We start from the raw sequence: 17,860 nt of genomic DNA on the forward strand, positions 1-17,860 counted from the left end.
TCAGAAACCGAGGTAGGCGTGGCGCGTGCGGTCGTCGGAGAGCAGGTCGTCGGAGGCCCCTTCGGCTGCGACCCGGCCCTGGTTGAGGACGAAACCGTGGTCGGTGACGGAGAGGGCGCCGGCGGCGTTCTGTTCCACGAGCACGACGGTGAGCCCGGTGCGCTCACGCAGGTCGCCCAACAGGGTGAAGATCTGCTCGGTGACCATGGGTGCGAGCCCGAGGGAGGGTTCGTCGAGCAGGAGCACGCGGGGGCGGGCCATGAGGGCGCGGCCGATGGCGAGCATCTGGCGTTCGCCGCCGGAGAGCGTGCCGGCGGGTTTTCCGCGCCGTTCGACCAGGGGCGGGAAGAGGCCGAGGATCTCGGCCATGGTGTCGGGGTCGTGGCGGCCGCGCCAGAGCCCGCCCAGGCGCAGGTTCTCCTCGACGGTGAGTTCGACGATGACGCCGCCCCCCTCGGGCACGTGCGCGAGGCCCTTGGTGACGGCTCGTTCGGCGGGAAGCCGGGTGATGTCCTGGCCGTCGAGGGTGACCCGTCCGGAGGTGGCCGGGTGCAGACCGGTGAGGGTGCGCAGGAGGGTGGACTTCCCGGCCCCGTTGGCGCCGAGGACGGCGCAGAGTCCGCCTTCGGGCACGTCGAGGGTGACGCGGTCGAGCGCGCGGACGGCGCCGTGGTGGGCGGTGAGGTCCTCGACCTGCAGGAGGGGCTTGTCGCTCATGGGGTGTCTCCGTTGCCGAGGGCGGGGTCGACGGCGGCCGGCCCGTCGGCGGTGGAGCCGTCGGCCGGGGTTCCGAGGTAGGCGCGGGTGACGGCGGGGTCGGCCTGGACCTCGTCGGGGGTCCCGGTCGCGATGACCTGGCCGAAATCGAGGACGACGATGTGGTCGCACACCCGCATGACCAGGTCCATGTGGTGTTCGACGAGGACGACGGCCATGTCCCGGCTGAAGGCGCGGATCTGCTCGGCGAGGGCCTCGACCTGGTCTCCGGACAGACCGCTGGCGGGCTCGTCGAGGAGCAGGAGTTCGGGTTCGCTGACGCAGGCGCGGGCGAGGGCGACCTGTTTCTGCACGCCGTAGGGCAGGGTGCCGGGCAAGCGGTGGGCGTGTTCGGCGATGCCGAAGGACTCGAGTGCGGCCAGGGCGCGTTCACGCAGGCGGCGTTCATCGGCGTGATGGTGGCCGAGACCGGTGATCAGGGAGAAGGGTCCCCCGCGGGCGGTGCGGTCGGCTCCGACGACGACGTTGTCCATAACGGTGAGTTGCGGGAACAGGTTGAGTCCCTGGAAGGTGCGGGCGATGCCGGCGCGGGCGCTGTGGTGGGCGCGGCGGGAGGGCACGGGGGCACCCTTCCAGGTCAAGGTTCCCTCGGTGGGGCGCAGGATCCCGGAGAGCACGTTGAAGAGGGTGGTCTTGCCGGCGCCGTTGGGGCCGATGAGGCCGACGACGGTGCCGGGGGCGACGTCGAGCCCGACGGCGTCGAGGGCGGTCAGGCCTCCGAAGCGGACGGTGATGCCTTCCGCCCTGAGGAGGTCGCCTGTGGCAGTCGCTGTCATGGTTGTGCTTCCTCCAGGTCACCGATACGCGTACCGACCAGTTGGTATGACACGGGTCCGCGGACGTGCGGCGGTCCGGTCCCGTGCGGGCCGTCAGTTGAAGAGCCGGGCCAGGTCCACCCGGGACCGGATGTTGAGCTTGCGGAAGATGCCGCGCAGGTGGTGCTCGACCGTGCGCGGGCTGATGAACATGTGCGCGGCGACCTCCCGGTTGGTCGCACCCTCGGCGACCAGACGGGCGATCTGTTGTTGCTGCGCGGTGAGTTCGCTGGCGGCGGGCAGATCGGGGCCGCGGTCGGCGGTCCCGAGGGCTCGCAGTTCGGCGCGGGTCTGGCGGACCCACAGGCGGGCTCCGAAGCGCTCGAACGACTCCTGGGCGTTGTGGAGGTGTTCACGGGCCCGTCCGGGTAGGCGGGCCCGGCGCAGATGGGCACCGAAGAGGAGCTGGGTTCGGGCGTGTTCGACGTCGTCGTCGCCCCCGGCGCGGTGCAGGGCCAGGGCGTTCTCGAAGTGCTCGAGGGCCTCGTTCCCGCTGCTGAGCAGGCCCTCGCAGCGGGCGGCCAGGGCGAGCGTGCTGGGGCTCTGCACGGACTCGGCCCAGCGGCGGTACCCGGCCAGCGACGCCGCCGCCCACTCGGCCTCGCCCATGCGGGTCGCGGCCTCCACGAAGTGCGGGGCGGTGAGCATGCGCATCGTGGGGTGCCCCTGACCGGGGCCCGCAGTGGCCAGGGAGCGCAGCCGGAAGAAGGCCTCGGCGGCGTTGCCGCGCGAGAGCTCCAGCACGGCCGAGCCCCAGGAGGCCACTGCGGCGGCCAGTCCCAGGCTCTTCTCCCCTGCCTGGGCGGCCACGGCCCGGGCGCGGATCTGGCAGGTCTCCACGTCGCCCTGGATCGCCGCGACCATCGCCAAGGACGCCAGGTGATGGGTGGCCCAGATGCTCTGACCGCTGTTGCGCGAGGCCCGGAGTCCGGTGAGCGCGGTGCCGGCCGCGGAGGGGAAGCGGCCGCTCCAGAACTCCGAGAAGACCAGGAAACCCAACGCCGCAGGCATGGTGGCCTGTTCACCGCGTGCCTGTGCGCCCTCGAAGGCGCGGGTCATGACACGGTGCACGAAAGGGTCATCGCCCAGGCGCAGCCCCGCGATCCCGGCCCAGATGAGCTCGGAGGGGCCCGCGTCGCCGTCGGCCAGGTGCAACGCCCGGCGCAGTATCGGGGTGGAGCCGTGGTAGTCGCCCCGGAAGGAGATCGCGCAGCCCTGGAGGAAGTCGCCCATGCGGTGCATGACCTCGGGATCGTCCGGGCGCACCAGCGGCAGGGCCAGGTCCACGGCGTGCCCGTGCCGGACGGGGTCGCCGGCCAGGGACGCGGAGTCGGCCGAGCGCACGAAGGCGCGCAGGGCCAGGTGGCGGTCGTGCGGGACGAGTTCGCGCCCGACCCGGAGCAGGCGTTCGGCCACGTCGATGCTGTTCTGGTCGCGTATGGCCAGCTGGGCGTCGATGAGGTCGACGATGGCGCGGCGGCGGTCGGTCGCCACCAGGGGACGGGCCCGCGTGAGGAGATCGGCGGCGCGGCCCGTGTTCCCGGCCATACAGGCCTGGTAGGCGGCCGAAGCGGTTCGGCAGGCGCGTGTGTCGGGATCGGGGGTCAGTCGGGCCGCGCGCTCGTAGGCCAGGGAAGCGGCACGGCGTCCGTCGACCCGGCCCGCGCGGCGTGCGGCCTTCTCCACACCCTCGGCGAGGTCCGCGTCGGGACCGGCGGCGCCCTCGGCGGTGTGGCGGGCGAAGGCGACGGGGGCATGGACGCGGTCGGTCACGGCGGCCAGAGCGCGGTGGGCCTCGCGTGCGCGGGAAGCAGAGGCGTCCTGGACGAGGGCGTCGCGCAGGAGGGGATCGGTCAGTTGCACGGTGTCGGCCCGCACCCGCACCATGCCACGCTCCTCCGCCGGTTCGAGGGCCCGGGGGTCGTGGGCACCCGCGACCGTGAGCAGGTCACCGAGGCTCACGTCCTCACCCAGGGAGGCGAGCAGGAGAAGCCGGCGGGTCTCCTCGGGCAGACTCCGGACGGGTTCGAGGATCCGGGCCCGCAGACGCGCGGGGAGCAGGAGGGCCTCGGGCAGCGGGCGAACACCGCCGAGCTGGTCCGGGGCGAGGGTGTCGAGGTGGCCGAGGACGGCGGCCGGATTGCCGTGGCAGGCCGCCACGAGCGCCGAACGCACCGGTTGGGCGAGGGTGACCGGCGCGGTGGCCGTCAGGACGTCGTGCACCGAACGGGTGTCGAGCGGGGCGAGGACGTGTTCGTCGACGCCGGGCACGAGGGGGCGGGGGCCCTGGGGCGTGGGGTCTCCGGGCGTGGTGCGGTCGAGGGCGTCGCGGGCGGCCATGACGAGCACGGCCCGGGTGGGGCCCAGGCGGCGGGCCACGAAGGCGAGCGCGTCCAGGGAGGGCCGGTCGAGCAGGTCGGTGTCGTCGACGACGAGCAGGAGGGGGCGTTCCTCCGCGGCCTGGGTGAGCAGGTCGAGCAGGCCGGTGCCGAGGACGAAACGGTCCCCGGGGGTGCCGTGCAGCAAGGCCTCGCGCACGTGCCCGCGCCGGGGTCCGGTCAGGAGGCCGACGGCGGCCTCGACCGGGGCGAGCAGGCGCTGGAGGCCGGCCATGGGCACGTCGGACTCGTCGTCCACGCCCGCGGTGGCCAGGACGGTGAAGTCGTCGGCGTCGGCACGGACATGGTCGAGCAGGGCCGTCTTGCCCGTTCCGGGACCGCCGGTCAGGAGCAGCGACGTGCCTCGTCGGGCCCGGGCGCCGTCCAGTGCCGCGCCGAGGGTCCGCAGTTCTGTGTCCCTCCCCCGGAGTCGGACGCTCGGGGGGATCGTGAGCATCGCGTCCACGTGCTCACCGTTACACACGGAGGCGCCGTTCCGGCAGGTGCGTGCGGGCACACTGGTGGTTTCACCGATACCCGCGCGGGTGCTCGCCACGCGGTGGCCGGAGGGGGTGCGCGAGGGCTTCGGCGGGTTCCGAATGACCGACCCCACCTGCGTTTCCGTACGTGATCCACGCCACGCACGGGGGTGACACGAGCCTCCCGTAGGGCCGTCGGCGGCACCGCGCGAGTTATCACAACGTTACGTGCGGGTACCCCCGATCCCGCGAGGCAGACAAAGAGCGCATAGGCGACAAAAGCGTCAGGGGTAGTTCTTTGTGTTCCCCGCGACCAGTCCTCTGTGTTCCCCACGACACTGTCGCCGCCGTCCCGCCCCGGGTTATCCAGAGCTGGCACCGACGGCAGGAGGGACCACCATCCATGGAGCACCACTCCCTGGCCGCACACGACCACCGGGGCGCCACCGTCCCGTCGCCCTCGCCCACCTTCGGGGTCGAAGAGGAGTTCTTCCTCGTCGACCCCCGCACACGCCGCATCACCTCCCGGGCCGACGAGGTCCTCAGGCGCGCCGAAGGCCCACACCTCTCCGGTGAGTTCACCAGGACTCAGGTGGAGATCAGTAGTCCCGTGCACACCACCAGCAGCAGCGCACACGAGTTCCTGATCTCCGCCCGCCGCGCGCTCGTCGACGCCGCCGAACGTTCCGGGTCGGCACTCGTGGCCTCCGGCACACCCGTCCTGGGCCACCCCGCGACCGCCCGCGTCAGCGACGAACCGCGCTACATCGCGATGGCGGAACACTTCGGTGCTCTGCGCGAGGCCATTGTCGTGTGCGGCTGCCACGTACACGTGGGTATCCCCGACCGCGAGAACGCGGTCAGGGTCAGCGACCACCTGCGCCGGTGGCTGCCCTTCCTCACCGCTCTGGGCGCCAACTCCCCCTTCCACGACGGCCGCGACACCGGACATGCGAGCTGGCGCGCCATCACCTGGAGCCGCCTCCCCTCCGCCGGCCCGCCTCCCATGTTGCGCACACTCACCGAACACGACCGTGCCGTACGTGCCCTCGCCGAGAGCGGTGCGATCCTCGACCCGCACATGGTCTACTGGGACGTCCGTGTGTCCGACCACCTGCCCACGCTGGAGATCCGGGTGGGCGACGTCGCCGCCACGGCCGAGGAGAGCCTGCTCATGGCTGTCCTGATCCGTGGCCTGGCCGCCTGCGCGCTGGCCGACGTGCAGCAGGGCCTACCCGCGCCCGCGATACCCGGTCGCACCCTGCGCGCCGCCATGTGGCGCGCCTCTCGTGACGGCCTGGAGGGGCAGGTCCCCGACCCGCTCACCGGTGATCTGGTCCCCGGCCACCGCGCCGCCGACCAGCTGCTGCGCGCCGCCCTGCCGGGAACCGCGTCCGACGACGCCGAACTCGCCGCGGTGCTGTTGGAACGGGTGCACAGGGCCGGCTCCGGTGCCGCACGCCAACGCCGTGCCCACGAGCGGCGCCGCGACCCGGCCGACGTCGTCGATCTGTTGATCGCGCAGACCCGCGAGGGCCTGCCTGCCTGAGCGGGCGCAGGTCAGGGCGCCAGATCGGGGACATCGCGCACCCCGAACTCCCGGCGCAGCGCCGACAACGCCGCCAAGTACCCCGAGACCCCGTGCACGCCGGGCCCCGGCGGCGTCGAGGACGAACACAAGTAGACCCCGCCCAGAGGGGTCCGGTACGGGTCGACCGCGGGGACCGGACGTGCCAGGGTCTGCCACACGGTCATCGCGCCGGCGGCGATGTCACCACCGACGTGGTTGGGGTTGTACTCGGCCATCCGTGCCGCGGGAACACCCCGGGCGGCCACGACCGTGTCGGTGAACCCGGGCGCGAAGGTCTCGATCCGGCGCCGCACGAGGTCTACGGGGTCACGGGGGTCGCCGTTGGGCACGTGGGCGTACGCCCACACCGGGCGCAGGCCGTTGACCTCGCGGGAAGGGTCGGTCACGGCCGGGTCGACCAGGAGCACGAACGGTTCCTCGACCCGGCGCCCGCGTACGGTCTCCGACTCGGAGTGGAACATCTGCGCCCGGGTCCCGCCCAGGTGCACCGTTCCGGCCCGCCCCACCTCGGGGTCGGACCAGGGCACCGGGCCGGAGACCACGAAGTCGGCCTTGGCCGCCCCGGGAGCGTACCGGAACCGGTCCAGGGCCGCGCGGTAGCGGTCCGGCAGCAGCTCCCCGCCCATCTGCAGCAGCCCGCGGGGCGCCACGTCCAACAGCATGGCCCGGGCCGGGGGCAGTTCCCGCAAGTCGGTGACCTCGTGCCCGGTACGGATGCGGCCCCCGTGGGCGAGGAGGTCCGCGACGAGGGCGTCGGCCACGGCCGCGCTGCCGCCTTCGGGGATCGGCCACCCTCCGGGGGTGTGGGCCAAGTGCCCGAGCAGGAGCGAGACCGCTGCCCCCGACAGCGACGGCAACGGTCCGATGACGTGCCCGGCCACCCCGGTGAGAAGGGCCCGGGCCCGCTCTGTGCGCAGCGGTCCGCCCCCCGCACGCTGGGCCAGCACCCGGGGGCCGAAGAGCGCCGCGGCCCAGGGGTCGGCGGGCGGGGAACGCAGGTCGGACAGGACCAGGTCGGCCGTCCCGCGCCCCCGGTCGGCCAAGGGCCCCAGGAGGCGGCGCCAGCGGGGACCGTCCTCACCGAGCCCCGCACAGGTGCGCTCGAGGTCGGCGTGGGCCAGGCCGGCACCGCCCTCCGGCATGGGGTGCGCGTAGGCGAGTTCGGGGCGCAGCATCCGCACGCCCCGCCCGGCCAGGTCGAAACGGCGCATGAACCGAGAAGGCCACACCATCGGGTGCACGGCCGCGCACACGTCGTGGACCACGTCGGAATCGAGCAGCGGCAGGGTGCGCAGGCCCCCGCCCGGGGTCTCGGAACGCTCGTACACCTCCACGCTCAGCCCGGCGCGGGCCAGGGTCACCGCGGCGGCGAGCCCGTTGGGCCCACTGCCGACGACGACGGCGTCGACCTCACTCATCGGTTCCTCCTCGCCCACGTGCTGCCGGCTCACCCTGTCCGGTCGGGTGCATCCAGATCGGCCTCGGTGGGCGGATCGGCGCCCACCCGGGTGACGGTACGTGCCGCGGCCGTGGCGGCGTGGGTGAGCAACGCGTGCAGGTCGCCCTCGTCCAGCCCGGCCAGGCGCGCGGCGGGCTCGGACCCGAGGCGTCCGGTGCGGTCGAGCCAGTGCAGGAGCGCCCCCATGAAGGAGTCACCGGCCCCCACGGTGTCGACGACCTCCACCTTCGGGGCGGACACGGCCACCTCGGTTCCGCCGTGCACGGCCAGGGCACCCTCGGCTCCGAGCGTGACCACGACCAGGGACGGGCCGAGGTCGGCGATCGCACGAGCGGCACGGTCGGCGCTCAGGTCCGGGAACAGGAACGCGAGGTCCTCGTCGCTGGCCTTGACCAGGTGCGCCTGTGCGAGGTGGCGCAGGGCGAGCACGCGGGCGGTGTCCGAGTCGCCGATGACGTCCCCGCGGATGTTCGGGTCGATGCTCAGCGTCACCTCACCCCGGGTGTTCTCCCTGCTCATCAGCGCCTCGATGAGGGTGGCTCCGGGTTCGCGGAACAGGGCGATGGAGGCGGCGTGCAACGCGGTGACCGAGGTCGCCAGGTGCACGGGGAGTTCGTCGGGGCGCCAGAACCAGTCGGCGGCGTCGGCCATACGGAAGTCGTAACGGGCCGATCCGTCGTCCCGGACCGTGGCCATGGCCAGCGCGGAGGGTTCCTCGGCCTCGATCAGCCCGTCCGGGTCCAGCCCTTCGGCGAGCAGGCGGGCCCGGATGCGGGCGCCGAACTCGTCGGAGCCGATACGGGCCAGCAACCGGGTGGGCACGCCGAGGCGGGAGGCGGACACGGCGGTGTTGGCCGGTCCCCCGCCGGGTGCGGCGTGCAGGACCTCGGGACCGTGCGGGGTGGGCAGCAGGTCCATGACGTTCTCGCCGACCACCACGAGACGCGGGTCGCTCACGGGGTCCTCCCGGGGGGCGTCGTCGGCAGCAGGCCTCCGGCCACGGAGGGGGCGAGCACGCCTTGGGGCAGCAGGACCGCCTGGCAGGCGTGGTAGGTGTCCGGTTTGCCCGACCAGACACCGCCGGCGGGACGGCCCGCGGGGTCGAGCTCGTGGTGCCAGCCGCCGTGGTCGGTGTCCACGTGGTGGCGGGCCGCGTAACGCCACCAGCGCTCGTAGAGCCCGGCGCGTTCGGTGGTTCCGAGGCGGTGGTCCAGGGCCCAGGCCGCCATGGTGGCCTCGGCGACGACCCAGTGCATGCGTTCGCGCACGACCGGGGTGTCGGACCAGTCGAGGGTGTAGGGGAACCCGTCGTCACCGTCCGCCGCCCAGCCCCGTTCGACCGCGTGGCCGAAGAGCGCACGGGCGTCGGTGTGCAGCCACGCGGGCACGGTGTCACCGGCCTTCTCCAGAGCCACCGCGAGGTGGAGGAGGAGGCGCGACCACTCCAGCAGGTGACCGGTGGTGCTGCCGAAGGGGCGGAAGGGATGGTCGGGGCGGTCGCGGTTGTACTCGGGCAAGGCCTGCCAGTCAGGGGTGAAGTGTTCGGGCAGGCGCCACCCGTGCTCGCGCGCCACCCCGTGGACGAGGCGTTCGGCGATGCGGAGGGCGCGGCGGGTCCACCGGTGGTCGCCGGTGGCGTCGGCGGCGGCGAGGAAGGCCTCCACGGCGTGCATGTTGCTGTTGGCGCCCCGGTAGTCCTCGGTGGAGGCCCAGGTGCGGTCCCAGCTCTCCCGCAGGGCGCCGGCGTCCTCGTCCCAGAAGTACTCCTCGACCACGTCGAGGGCCCGGGTGAGGAGGGCGCGTGCCCCGGGACGCCCGGCGACGGTGGCCGATGCCGCCGCCAGGACCACGAAGGCGTGCGGGTAGGCGCCCTTGCGCGCCCGCCGGTTGTGGTCCTGCGACGCGGATTCGCCCGGGACGGCCTCGTGCCATCCCCCGTGTACGGCGTCGTGCAGCGGACCGGACGCCAGCGCGCGGACCCCGTGGTCGGCCAGCCGTCCTGCCCGGGGTTCGCCGCGCATGTCGGCGAGGGCGAAGACGTGGGTCATGCGCGCGCAGATCCAGGTCTCGGTCGGCCGCTCGGCGACGAGCTCGCCCCGGGTGTCGAGCCAACCGAAACCGTCGGAGACCGCGGAAGAGGCGGCGAAGGCGTACAGGTTGTGCTCCTCCTGCCGGAGCCAGGCGGGCTCACCGGGGGTGGGCTGTGCGGTCAACGGACGCTCTCCTCCGTCGTGGGCGAGTGCGCGCCAACGGTATCGGGACCGGTCCCCGCCCGGAAGCCCCCGCGTCCGGCCTGTGGACGACCGCGGAGGGACGCTCAGCCTCGTCTCACCTCTTCTGGGCAAGCCCCAGGACTGTGACCTGCACGTTCAACGCTGAAGACCCAAGAGTGCCGATCAACCCCGTTCGAGATGTTTGCGATGATCAAGAGGTTTTTAGGACAAGCCATACACAGGATATCGGACATACCCCCCAAATGGCTCCGAACGGGAGCATCCACGCAGGACAGGCCATCCTGCATGAGAGCCGGAAAGAGCTCTCCAGCATTACGGTCACATAACTTCCCTGGAGTTTCGCTCTTCCTTTCGGCTGATATTTCTGGCCGAAAATGAGGCCCCTGTGCGCGTTTTTTCACATAGGTAAAGCTGGGTCTTGAGTTTCCTGAGGTTCTTAATTCACCATAGAACACCGTGGCCTCATCTTGATGGCGCTCCACTCTTCCACGGCTCCCCGGACCGTGGGAAAGACACGAAGGGAACCCATGACCGACTCGTTCACCATGGAGCATCACGAGCGTCTACGGGAAGAAGTCCGAGCGTTCGCTGAGACTGAGATTCGTCCCTGCACAGCGGACATGGAAACCTCTCGGGAAGTACAACACGAACTCTCCCGCCTGATCGCCGAGCAAGGGTGGATCGGCGTCACGATCGACCCCGAATACGGCGGTATGGGCCTCGGCCACCTGGCGAAGACGATCATCATCGAAGAGCTGTCACGGGTCAGCGGCGCCATGGGCGCCATGGTGCAGGCGTCCCAGCTGGGCGTAGCCAAGATCCTGCACTTCGGTGACGACAAACAGAAAAAGACCTGGCTCCCTGCCGTGGCCGATGGGAGCTGCCTGCCCACGATCGCCGTGACCGAGGCGGAATCCGGGGGGCATGTCCTCGGTATGACAGCGAGCGCGGTCCGCGACGGAGACGACTACGTCCTCAACGGCCGCAAGGTGTTCGTCGGCAACAGCCACGTCGGCGACCTGCACGGTGTCGTCGTGCGTACCGGCCCCGGCTCCAAGGGGCTCTCGGCGTTCCTGGTGGAATCCGACCGGCCGGGGTTCTCGCTCGGTCCGCACACACCCGCCATGGGCCTGCACGGTTTCAGTTTCGGAGAACTCGTCTTCGAGGACTGCCGGGTCCCCGCCGCGAACCTGCTCGGTTCCGAGGGCGACGGCCTGCCCGTCGCCTACTCATCGAGCGTCCTGTACGGCAGGGCCAACCTCACGGCGGTCTCCTTGGGCATCCACCAGGCGCTGGTGGAAGAGACCTGTGCCTTCGCCGCCGCTCAACAGCGCTACGGCGAACCGCTGGCCGCGCTTCCCACGATCAAGATGAAACTGGGGCAGATGCAGTCCCGGCTGATGACCGCCCGAATGCTCGCCTACCATGCCGTGGACCGGCTGGACCGAGGCCTGCCCTGCGACGCGGACCTGATGAACGCCAAGCTCGTCAACGTCGAGGGAGCCATGGACACGGCACGCACCGCGATGGAGGTGCACGCCGCCTGCGGCCTCTACACCGACCGGCCGATCGAACGGTACCTGCGCGACGCGCACCACATCTTCGCCCCCGCGGGTACATCCGACGTCCAGCTCCTCAGACTCAGCGAAGTGGCGCTCGGCACCTCGAAGGGGCAGTGGTCGGAGAGGCTCGCGGCTTCCGGGGAGAGGTGACCGGACCCTCCGCCTGAGGTCGGCCTTCGGCCGGCACACGGCCGAGGAAGGGTTCCTGTTCCGGCCGCGGAGTACTCGGCTTCCGCGGCCGGAACAGGATCGTTCACAGGTCAGCGGCTCTCTTCCTCCCGACGGTGGATGAGATCCGTCAGCTCGGCGGCCTTGGCCTTGATGTACTCCAGGCCCGGTCGCCCCCAGGGACGCTGCTCACGGTCGACGATGCAGATCGTGCCGAGGGTGGTCCCCGTACGGTCGATGATCGGGGCCCCCAGGTACGACCTGATACCGACCTGGTCGACGACCGGGTTGCCGGCGAACCGGGGGTAGTCACACACGTCATCGAGTACGAGGGGCAAGCGCCGGGCCACCACGTGCGGACAGTAGCCGTGGTCGCGCTCCATGACCCGGCCGGGCTCCTCGGCTCCGTGCTCCATCGCGGAACCGTTCTGGCTATCGGTGGCGAACAGGCCGGCGAAGTACTGGCGGTGCTCGTCGATGAAGTTGACCATTGCGAACGGGGCACCGACGCTCTCCGCGAGCTCACGGGCGAACTCGTCGAACTCGGGATCGGGCTCTTCCCCCAGGTTGAGCTCCCGCAGCCGGGCCATGCGCGCGGGCACCTCCTTGTCCTCGGGGGTCAACAAATGCTCTTCGGTGTGTTCGGTCATGGAGGGTTTCAACTCCTGGTCTTCGACGGGACTATGTGGGCCTGGCAGCACTGAACAGCGATTGGACCAGTGCCACGAGGACGGTGGTCGCGGAACGGCTGTCCCGAGCGTCGCAGAGCACGACCGGGGTTCTCGGGTCGAGTTTGAGGGCGGCCCTCACCTCCTCGGGCTCGTAATGGAACGCACCGTCGAACTCGTTGACGGCGACGAGGAAATGGACGCCGCGGCTCTCGAAGAAGTCGATGGCCGCGAAGGAAGCGTCCAGACGGCGCGGGTCGGCCAGGACGACCGCACCCAGCGCGCCAGTGCACAGCTCGTCCCACATGAACCAGAAACGGTCCTGGCCAGGGGTCCCGAACAGGTAGAGCACGTGTTGGGAAGCGAAGGTGATGCGGCCGAAATCGAAGGCCACGGTAGTGGTGGACTTGTCCTCGACACCAACCAGGTCGTCGGTACCGACGCTGGCTGTGGTGATGAGCTCTTCCGTGCTCAAGGGTTCGATTTCGCTCGCTGAGCCGATGAAGGTCGTCTTGCCGACACCGAAGCCGCCCGCGATCAGGATCTTGACCGCGGTGGGGAACGCCTCAGAGTCGTTGTTGTAGGCCATGGAGCAGGGCTTCCAGTACGGATCGGTCGGTGGGGTCAGCGGCGGGACGCGGGGCGTGCGTGGTCGCGGCTCCGCAGTCGATCAGGTCGGAGAGAAGGACCTTGGTGACCACGGCGGGCAATTTGAGATGGGCGGCGACCTCCACCACCGGGGTCGGGTCGTGGCACAGATGGAGGGCAAGGGCCAGGTCCGGGTCGAGTTGGGCTCGGGCGCTCCGGCCGGTGGCCTTCACCATGGACAGCAGGTCCAGCTTGTTGGTGGGACTGGTCCGTCCGTTACTCACCGTGTACGGGCGCACCAGGCGCCCGGCCTTCTCGTCGGTCCAGATCTCGTCATCGTCGGCTGCCATCGTTCACTGGACCCGGGACTCGGCTGACCTGGTCGCTGTGGCCAGGAAAGGACGGACGCTCTTGATCAGCTGGGACATCTCGTACCCGAGGACACCCGCGTCGGTCTCCCTGCCCGCCAGAACGGCGAGAACCGACCCGGAACCTGCGGACGCGACGAACATGATGGTCTCGTCCAGTTCCACGATCACCTGCCGGACCACGTCGTTGCCATCGAACTTGATGCCGGTGCCGCGGGCCAGAGAGAAGAGCCCGGACGCGATGGCCGCCAACTGTTCCGCGCTCTGGACGTCCAGGCCGGACACGGCCTTCTTCAGGCCGTCGGAGGACAGCAGCACGGCACTGCGGGTATGCGGAACCCTCTCGACAAGGCCGCTGAGAAGCCAGCCGAGGTCCGGCTCCTGGCCCGGGGATGCAGCGCTCATGATGAATGGACTCCTTCGCGATGGTGTTGGCGGGTTCGGTGGATGCCGACCGTCTCGGAAGACCACCGTGTCGCACGTGGCGAGTGGCCATGCAGACGTGAGAGGGGTGGCTGTCAGCGTGTCCGGAAGCGTGCGCGGCACTGGACACACCTCGGTCAATCGGTACTGCTCTCGTGGGCGGACGGGTCACTCTCGTACTGCTCTTCCGCGCGATGGAAACCCGACTGGTATGCGGCCATGAGTCCCGGGGTGTGGTCGACTTCCTGCGCACGTCGATCGGGGGCGGGGGCCCTGCGCAACTCGGGAGCCAGATGGGTCTGGGCCTGCCTCTCGGGCAGGGGAGGGCGTTCCCCCCGGGGCGCCTGGCCCTGAGGGGCAGCAGGCGGGGAGGACGGGGCCTGTCTCCGGTCACCGTCCTGGGCACCCGGCTGCCGTGTGGACAGTTTCGGCCGCTCGGCTCCCGGTACGTCGACGCGGACCGGAGCGGCCTCGGGACGCGGTACGGGTGAGGGGGCGGCCGGAGTGGGGCCGGGCTCCGCCGGGGCGGCCGGAGCGGGGCCGGGCTCCGCCGGGGCGGCCCCGGTGCGGGGTGTGGCTTCACGACCGCGGGCGCGGGGAGAGAGCAGTTCGTGCGGCACCAGAACGACGGTCTGGACCCCGCCGTAGAGGTTGTTCCTCAACTGGACCTTCACACCGTGCTTGCGTGCGAGGCTCGAGACCACGAACAGCCCGATGCGTCCGTCGCGGAGCAACTCCGCGACGTCGATCTGCCCCGGGTCGGCGAGCAGGTCGTTCATCCTGTTCATGTCCTCACGCGGCATCCCCAGACCGCGGTCATCGATGTCGACGGCCAGCCCTGCGGCGACCTCGTCCGCCCGGACCATCACCTGGGTGTGGGGAGGGGAGAACTTGGTGGCGTTCTCGATCAGCTCGGCGATCAGGTGGATGACGTCGACGACGGTATTACCGTTCAGGGTGCCCGAGACCGGCGGTACCACTTTGACCCGCGAGTAGTGCTCGACCTCGGCAACGGCTGAACGCAGCACCTCGTAGAGGGATACCGGTCTGGTCCACTGGCGCCGTGACGTGCTCCCGCCGAGGACCGCGAGGCTTTCGGACTGGCGGCGCATACGAGTGGCCAGATGGTCGATGGTGAACAGGCCCTTGAGCAGGTCGGGGTCCTCGACCTGGGCTTCCAGATCATCGAGCAGGGTGATCTCACGGTGGACCAGGGACTGCATCCGCCGGGCCACGTTGACGAACACCTCCACCTGCTGCTCGGAGCTGTGCTCCGTCCTCCGGCCGGCGATCTCGAGGATGGCGCTCTCAGCGGCGTACTGCTCCCAAGCCCGCTCATAAGCGAGGAATGTGAACGGATCGCTGTCCGGGGCGACCACAGCGGGTGCCGGGCTCGCATCGGGGCGCTCACCGCTCTTCAACCTCCCGACGAGTTCGTGGAGGGACGTCCGCCCCCGAGCGCTCGTCGAACGCAGGTCATCGATCCGGTCATGGACCTGACGGGTGGCGCGCCCCGCAGCTACCGCTGCGACGGCCACGAGGAGCACGGCTGTGGCCGCCGCGCCCAGCAGGAGAGCCATGGTGTTCGTGCTGGGCTCGGGGCCGTCCGCCAGGAGGAGAAGCACTGCTGTGGTGGCCAGAAGAGCCATGACGGCAGCGGGCAGAACAGCGATCCCCAAGTGGAGGACGAGCACGCTTCCCTGGGGGCCCGTGTCCGGATCAGGAGCGTGGGAGTACGGGGGCGCTTTATCCCGGCGCGCAGCATCAACAGAGGGAGAAGAGTCAGACATTGGTGTCCTCGAAATGTGAGGCCGATGGGCAGCAGGGAGCACGATAGCGGACTCGCTTTTCCTGGAAGGACCGCGATAATCAGGTTCTGGGAAACAAGCTCTCCACTGTCGGGCCGACGGCCTCGGACGCGGGCGGGTCGAACGCCATCCGAAGTGTACGGAGCGGGTTCCGGATCTGGCCGGGCGAAGTACCCACCCCGCTCCGACCCCCTTTCATAAACGTGTGATCAGAGGCGGCGAAAGACTCGAGCCCGTGTTCGGCCAGGGGTGGGGCCAAATCACAGGACTCGAATCGGGCACATAACTCGAACCGAGGGGGCTGATGGCCTCGCCACCGCGGTCTGCGGCGGCATACCCGCGGCATCGTAGCGCCCTGGCTTCACGATCGGCTCTGGGCAGGGGCCGGAGTCCCCGGTGCGGAGGCTGTGTCCGATTCAGGTCACAAGTCCCTGTCTCAGAGTAACCACGGAGCGCACCGCATTCTATGGGCATACACCCGAAACAAAGCGACAGACTGGTGATTTTTAACACAAACTTGCACTGGAGGGTTTCAGGGATTCGTGAGGAAATAGGACAAAAAGGAAGATACTGGGCGGATTCGCGCCAACGGAGATCGGGGCCGACCCCGCCCCGGAAGGCCCCACTGCCCGGCCTGTGGACGACCAACAGCCCTCGTGCACCCCGGCCCCACACGAGAGCCGTCTCCCACCGGACGGCATTGCGGGTATACCGATCGGTGCAGTCAACTGTTGTTCAGCGTCCTCACGGAGGACGAAGCCACACGAATGCAAGCGCGGCAACGTCCGCGGACGCCGATCACCACCCGCCCGGGCCGGCTCCACGTGAGCCGACCGGCATGTTCCTCGGAGGAGAGATGGCCGTCCACGAGCACCGAGCACTGACCTTCGACGTCGTCGGGACCCTGATCGACTTCGAGGCCGGGATCCTGAATCACCTGAGACCCATCGCGGCCCGGTCCGGGGCCCCGCACGGGGACGCGGCTCTGCTGGCGGCATTCGGACGGGCGGAGGACGTGCAGCAGCGCCTGGCGCCCGAGCTCCCCTTCACCCAGATGCTGGAACCCATCCACCGGCGCCTCGCGGAGGAACTGGGGCTCGCCACCACCGACGCGGAGGCGACGGGACTGGCGGAATCCATCCCGGAGTGGCCGCCCTTCACGGACTCGGTGGATGCGCTGCGCCGCTTGGGCACCCGGTTCCGACTGGTCGCGCTCACCAACTCCGACAACTGGGCCCTCCGGTGCATGGCGCGGACCCTGGGGGACCCCTTCCACGACACGGTGACCGTCGAGGACGTCGGCGCCAACAAGCCGGACCCGCAGATGTTCGCCTACTGCCTCGGCCGGCAGAGCACACACGGGTACCGGAAAGAGGAGGTCATGCACGTCGCGCAGAGCCAGTACCACGACATCGCCGCCGCTGTCGGACTCGACTACACGACGTGCTGGATCGAGCGCCGACACGGGGACGAAGGCTCGGGGGCCACACCCTCGCCCGGCACGGTGACCACCCCCGACCACCACTTCACCTCACTCGCGGACCTCGCCGAGGCAGCGGGGGTCTAGGCGCGGGACCACGGCATCCGTCCGAGCGTGAGCCGAGCCGGAAAGGGCGTGCGCCCCGGACGGGGCTCTGCCAAGGTCGATCCCGAACGCGACCACCGAGGAGGCCCGCATGGCCGGCGCCGACGGACACCGCATGCCCGACCCCGCCCGCGATCCGCTGCCGCTGCGCGGGCGGGCCGCCCTCGTCACGGGGGCGAGCCGCCGCGACGGCATCGGGTTCGCCACCGCGCGCCGGCTGGGCGCGNCGTACGGGGCGTCGGTCCTGGTGCACCACTACCGCCCGCACGACGCCGAACTCCCGTGGGGGACCGACGACCTCGACGCCGTCCTGGACGGAGTACGTGAGACCCGAGGGGACCCTGACGCACGGGTGGCGCACGTGAGTGCCGACATGGCCGACCCGGACGCCCCGGCGCGGGTGATCGACGCGGCGCACGCCGAGCTCGGGCGCCTGGACGTGGTGGTCGCCAACCACGCCCGCAACGGCGGCGACGCATCACTGGCCGAGGTCACTCCCCGGATGCTGGACGGGCACTGGGCCGTGGACGCCCGTTCGGCGATCCTGCTTGCACAGGCCTTCGCCGCCCGTCGCCCCTCCGGACCGGGCGGACGTCTGGTGCTCATGACCTCGGGCCAGATGCACGGGGGTATGCCCGGCGAGATCGCCTACGCAGCCGCCAAGGGCGCCCTCGCCCAGCTCGCCCCGACCCTCGCCGCCGAGCTCGGCCCCAAGGGCATCACTGTGAACGTGGTCGATCCAGGCCCGGTTCCGACCGGATACATGAGCGAGGACGACATCGAACAGCTCACCCCGGAGTTCGCGCTCGGGCGTATGGCCACCACCGACGATCCGGCACGGCTGGTGGCGTGGCTGACCACCGGCGAGGCGTCGTGGGTGACCGGTCAGGTCATCAGCGCCGACGGCGGTTTCAGCGTCTGAGCCACACCTGTCTGTGCGCGCCTCCTCGGCGCCGG

General features: G+C 70.7%; 15 protein-coding genes. 4 read left to right on the forward strand and 11 right to left on the reverse strand.

The genetic code is table 11. The features are described from left to right. The 3 genes from D473_RS0102155 to D473_RS0102165 form a co-directional block, all read right to left on the reverse strand. Positions 1-717, reverse strand: coding sequence for an ABC transporter ATP-binding protein (locus D473_RS0102155; protein WP_017607453.1), 717 nt, complete (start codon positions 715-717; stop codon positions 1-3). Next, a complete protein-coding gene (locus D473_RS0102160; protein WP_017607454.1) occupies positions 714-1,553 on the reverse strand; it encodes an ABC transporter ATP-binding protein in 840 nt (279 codons plus the stop codon). The genes D473_RS0102155 and D473_RS0102160 overlap by 4 nt, the downstream gene beginning before the upstream one ends. A gap of 93 nt (positions 1,554-1,646) precedes the next feature. Next, the gene (locus tag D473_RS0102165; protein WP_051042933.1) at positions 1,647-4,427 is read right to left on the reverse strand and encodes an AAA family ATPase; all 2,781 of its coding nucleotides are present in this window, start codon (positions 4,425-4,427) and stop codon (positions 1,647-1,649) included. 425 nt (positions 4,428-4,852) lie between these two features. On the opposite strand from D473_RS0102165, the gene D473_RS0102170 reads away from it, so the two are divergent. After that, positions 4,853-5,998: a carboxylate-amine ligase gene (locus D473_RS0102170; protein WP_017607456.1), complete on the forward strand. Its 1,146-nt coding sequence runs from the start codon at positions 4,853-4,855 to the stop codon at positions 5,996-5,998. An 11-nt stretch (positions 5,999-6,009) separates the two neighbouring features. On the opposite strand, the gene D473_RS0102175 is transcribed toward D473_RS0102170, so the two are convergent. From D473_RS0102175 to D473_RS0102185, 3 genes are read right to left on the reverse strand one after another with little or no spacing between them, the layout of a single operon-like run. Further along, positions 6,010-7,458 carry a phytoene desaturase family protein gene (locus D473_RS0102175; protein ID WP_026126518.1) on the reverse strand — a complete coding sequence of 483 codons (1,449 nt, stop codon included), beginning with the start codon at positions 7,456-7,458 and terminating at the stop codon, positions 6,010-6,012. Between the two features lie 29 nt (positions 7,459-7,487). Beyond that, entirely contained in the window at positions 7,488-8,456 is a 969-nt protein-coding gene (locus D473_RS0102180; protein ID WP_017607458.1) for a carbohydrate kinase family protein, read from the reverse strand. Then, positions 8,453-9,712: an AGE family epimerase/isomerase gene (locus D473_RS0102185; protein ID WP_017607459.1), complete on the reverse strand. Its 1,260-nt coding sequence runs from the start codon at positions 9,710-9,712 to the stop codon at positions 8,453-8,455. The genes D473_RS0102180 and D473_RS0102185 overlap by 4 nt, the downstream gene beginning before the upstream one ends. A 548-nt stretch (positions 9,713-10,260) precedes the next feature. Here D473_RS0102185 and D473_RS0102190 point away from each other — a divergent pair. After that, a complete protein-coding gene (locus tag D473_RS0102190; protein ID WP_026126519.1) occupies positions 10,261-11,445 on the forward strand; it encodes an acyl-CoA dehydrogenase family protein in 1,185 nt (394 codons plus the stop codon). Positions 11,446-11,555: 110 nt separating this feature from the next. Here the strand turns inward: D473_RS0102190 and D473_RS0102195 are convergent, their stop codons facing one another. The 5 genes from D473_RS0102195 to D473_RS24015 all read right to left on the reverse strand — a co-directional run bounded on the left by D473_RS0102195 (position 11,556) and on the right by D473_RS24015 (position 15,204). After that, positions 11,556-12,113, reverse strand: a complete 558-nt coding sequence (locus tag D473_RS0102195) for a GAF domain-containing protein (RefSeq protein ID WP_017607461.1) — start codon at positions 12,111-12,113, stop codon at positions 11,556-11,558. Between the two features lie 31 nt (positions 12,114-12,144). Next, positions 12,145-12,720, reverse strand: coding sequence for a GTP-binding protein (locus D473_RS0102200; protein WP_017607462.1), 576 nt, complete (start codon positions 12,718-12,720; stop codon positions 12,145-12,147). Then, positions 12,698-13,069: a DUF742 domain-containing protein gene (locus tag D473_RS0102205; protein ID WP_017607463.1), complete on the reverse strand. Its 372-nt coding sequence runs from the start codon at positions 13,067-13,069 to the stop codon at positions 12,698-12,700. Before D473_RS0102205 ends, D473_RS0102200 begins: the two co-directional genes overlap by 23 nt. Positions 13,070-13,072: 3 nt before the next feature. Beyond that, positions 13,073-13,492: a roadblock/LC7 domain-containing protein gene (locus D473_RS0102210; RefSeq protein WP_088177536.1), complete on the reverse strand. Its 420-nt coding sequence runs from the start codon at positions 13,490-13,492 to the stop codon at positions 13,073-13,075. Positions 13,493-13,647: 155 nt separating this feature from the next. After that, positions 13,648-15,204 carry a sensor histidine kinase gene (locus D473_RS24015; RefSeq protein ID WP_017607465.1) on the reverse strand — a complete coding sequence of 519 codons (1,557 nt, stop codon included), beginning with the start codon at positions 15,202-15,204 and terminating at the stop codon, positions 13,648-13,650. A gap of 970 nt (positions 15,205-16,174) precedes the next feature. On the opposite strand from D473_RS24015, the gene D473_RS0102220 reads away from it, so the two are divergent. Then, positions 16,175-16,885 (forward strand): HAD-IA family hydrolase, encoded by a 711-nt coding sequence (locus D473_RS0102220; RefSeq protein ID WP_017607466.1) that lies wholly within the window; start codon positions 16,175-16,177, stop codon positions 16,883-16,885. Between the two features lie 109 nt (positions 16,886-16,994). After that, complete coding sequence (locus D473_RS0102225; protein ID WP_017607467.1) at positions 16,995-17,825, forward strand: SDR family oxidoreductase; 831 nt, start codon at positions 16,995-16,997, stop codon at positions 17,823-17,825. The last annotated feature ends 35 nt before the right edge of the window (positions 17,826-17,860 follow it).

It is taken from the genome of Nocardiopsis xinjiangensis YIM 90004 (assembly GCF_000341145.1).
In the GTDB taxonomy this organism is placed as follows: Bacteria; Actinomycetota; Actinomycetes; order Streptosporangiales; family Streptosporangiaceae; genus Nocardiopsis; species Nocardiopsis xinjiangensis.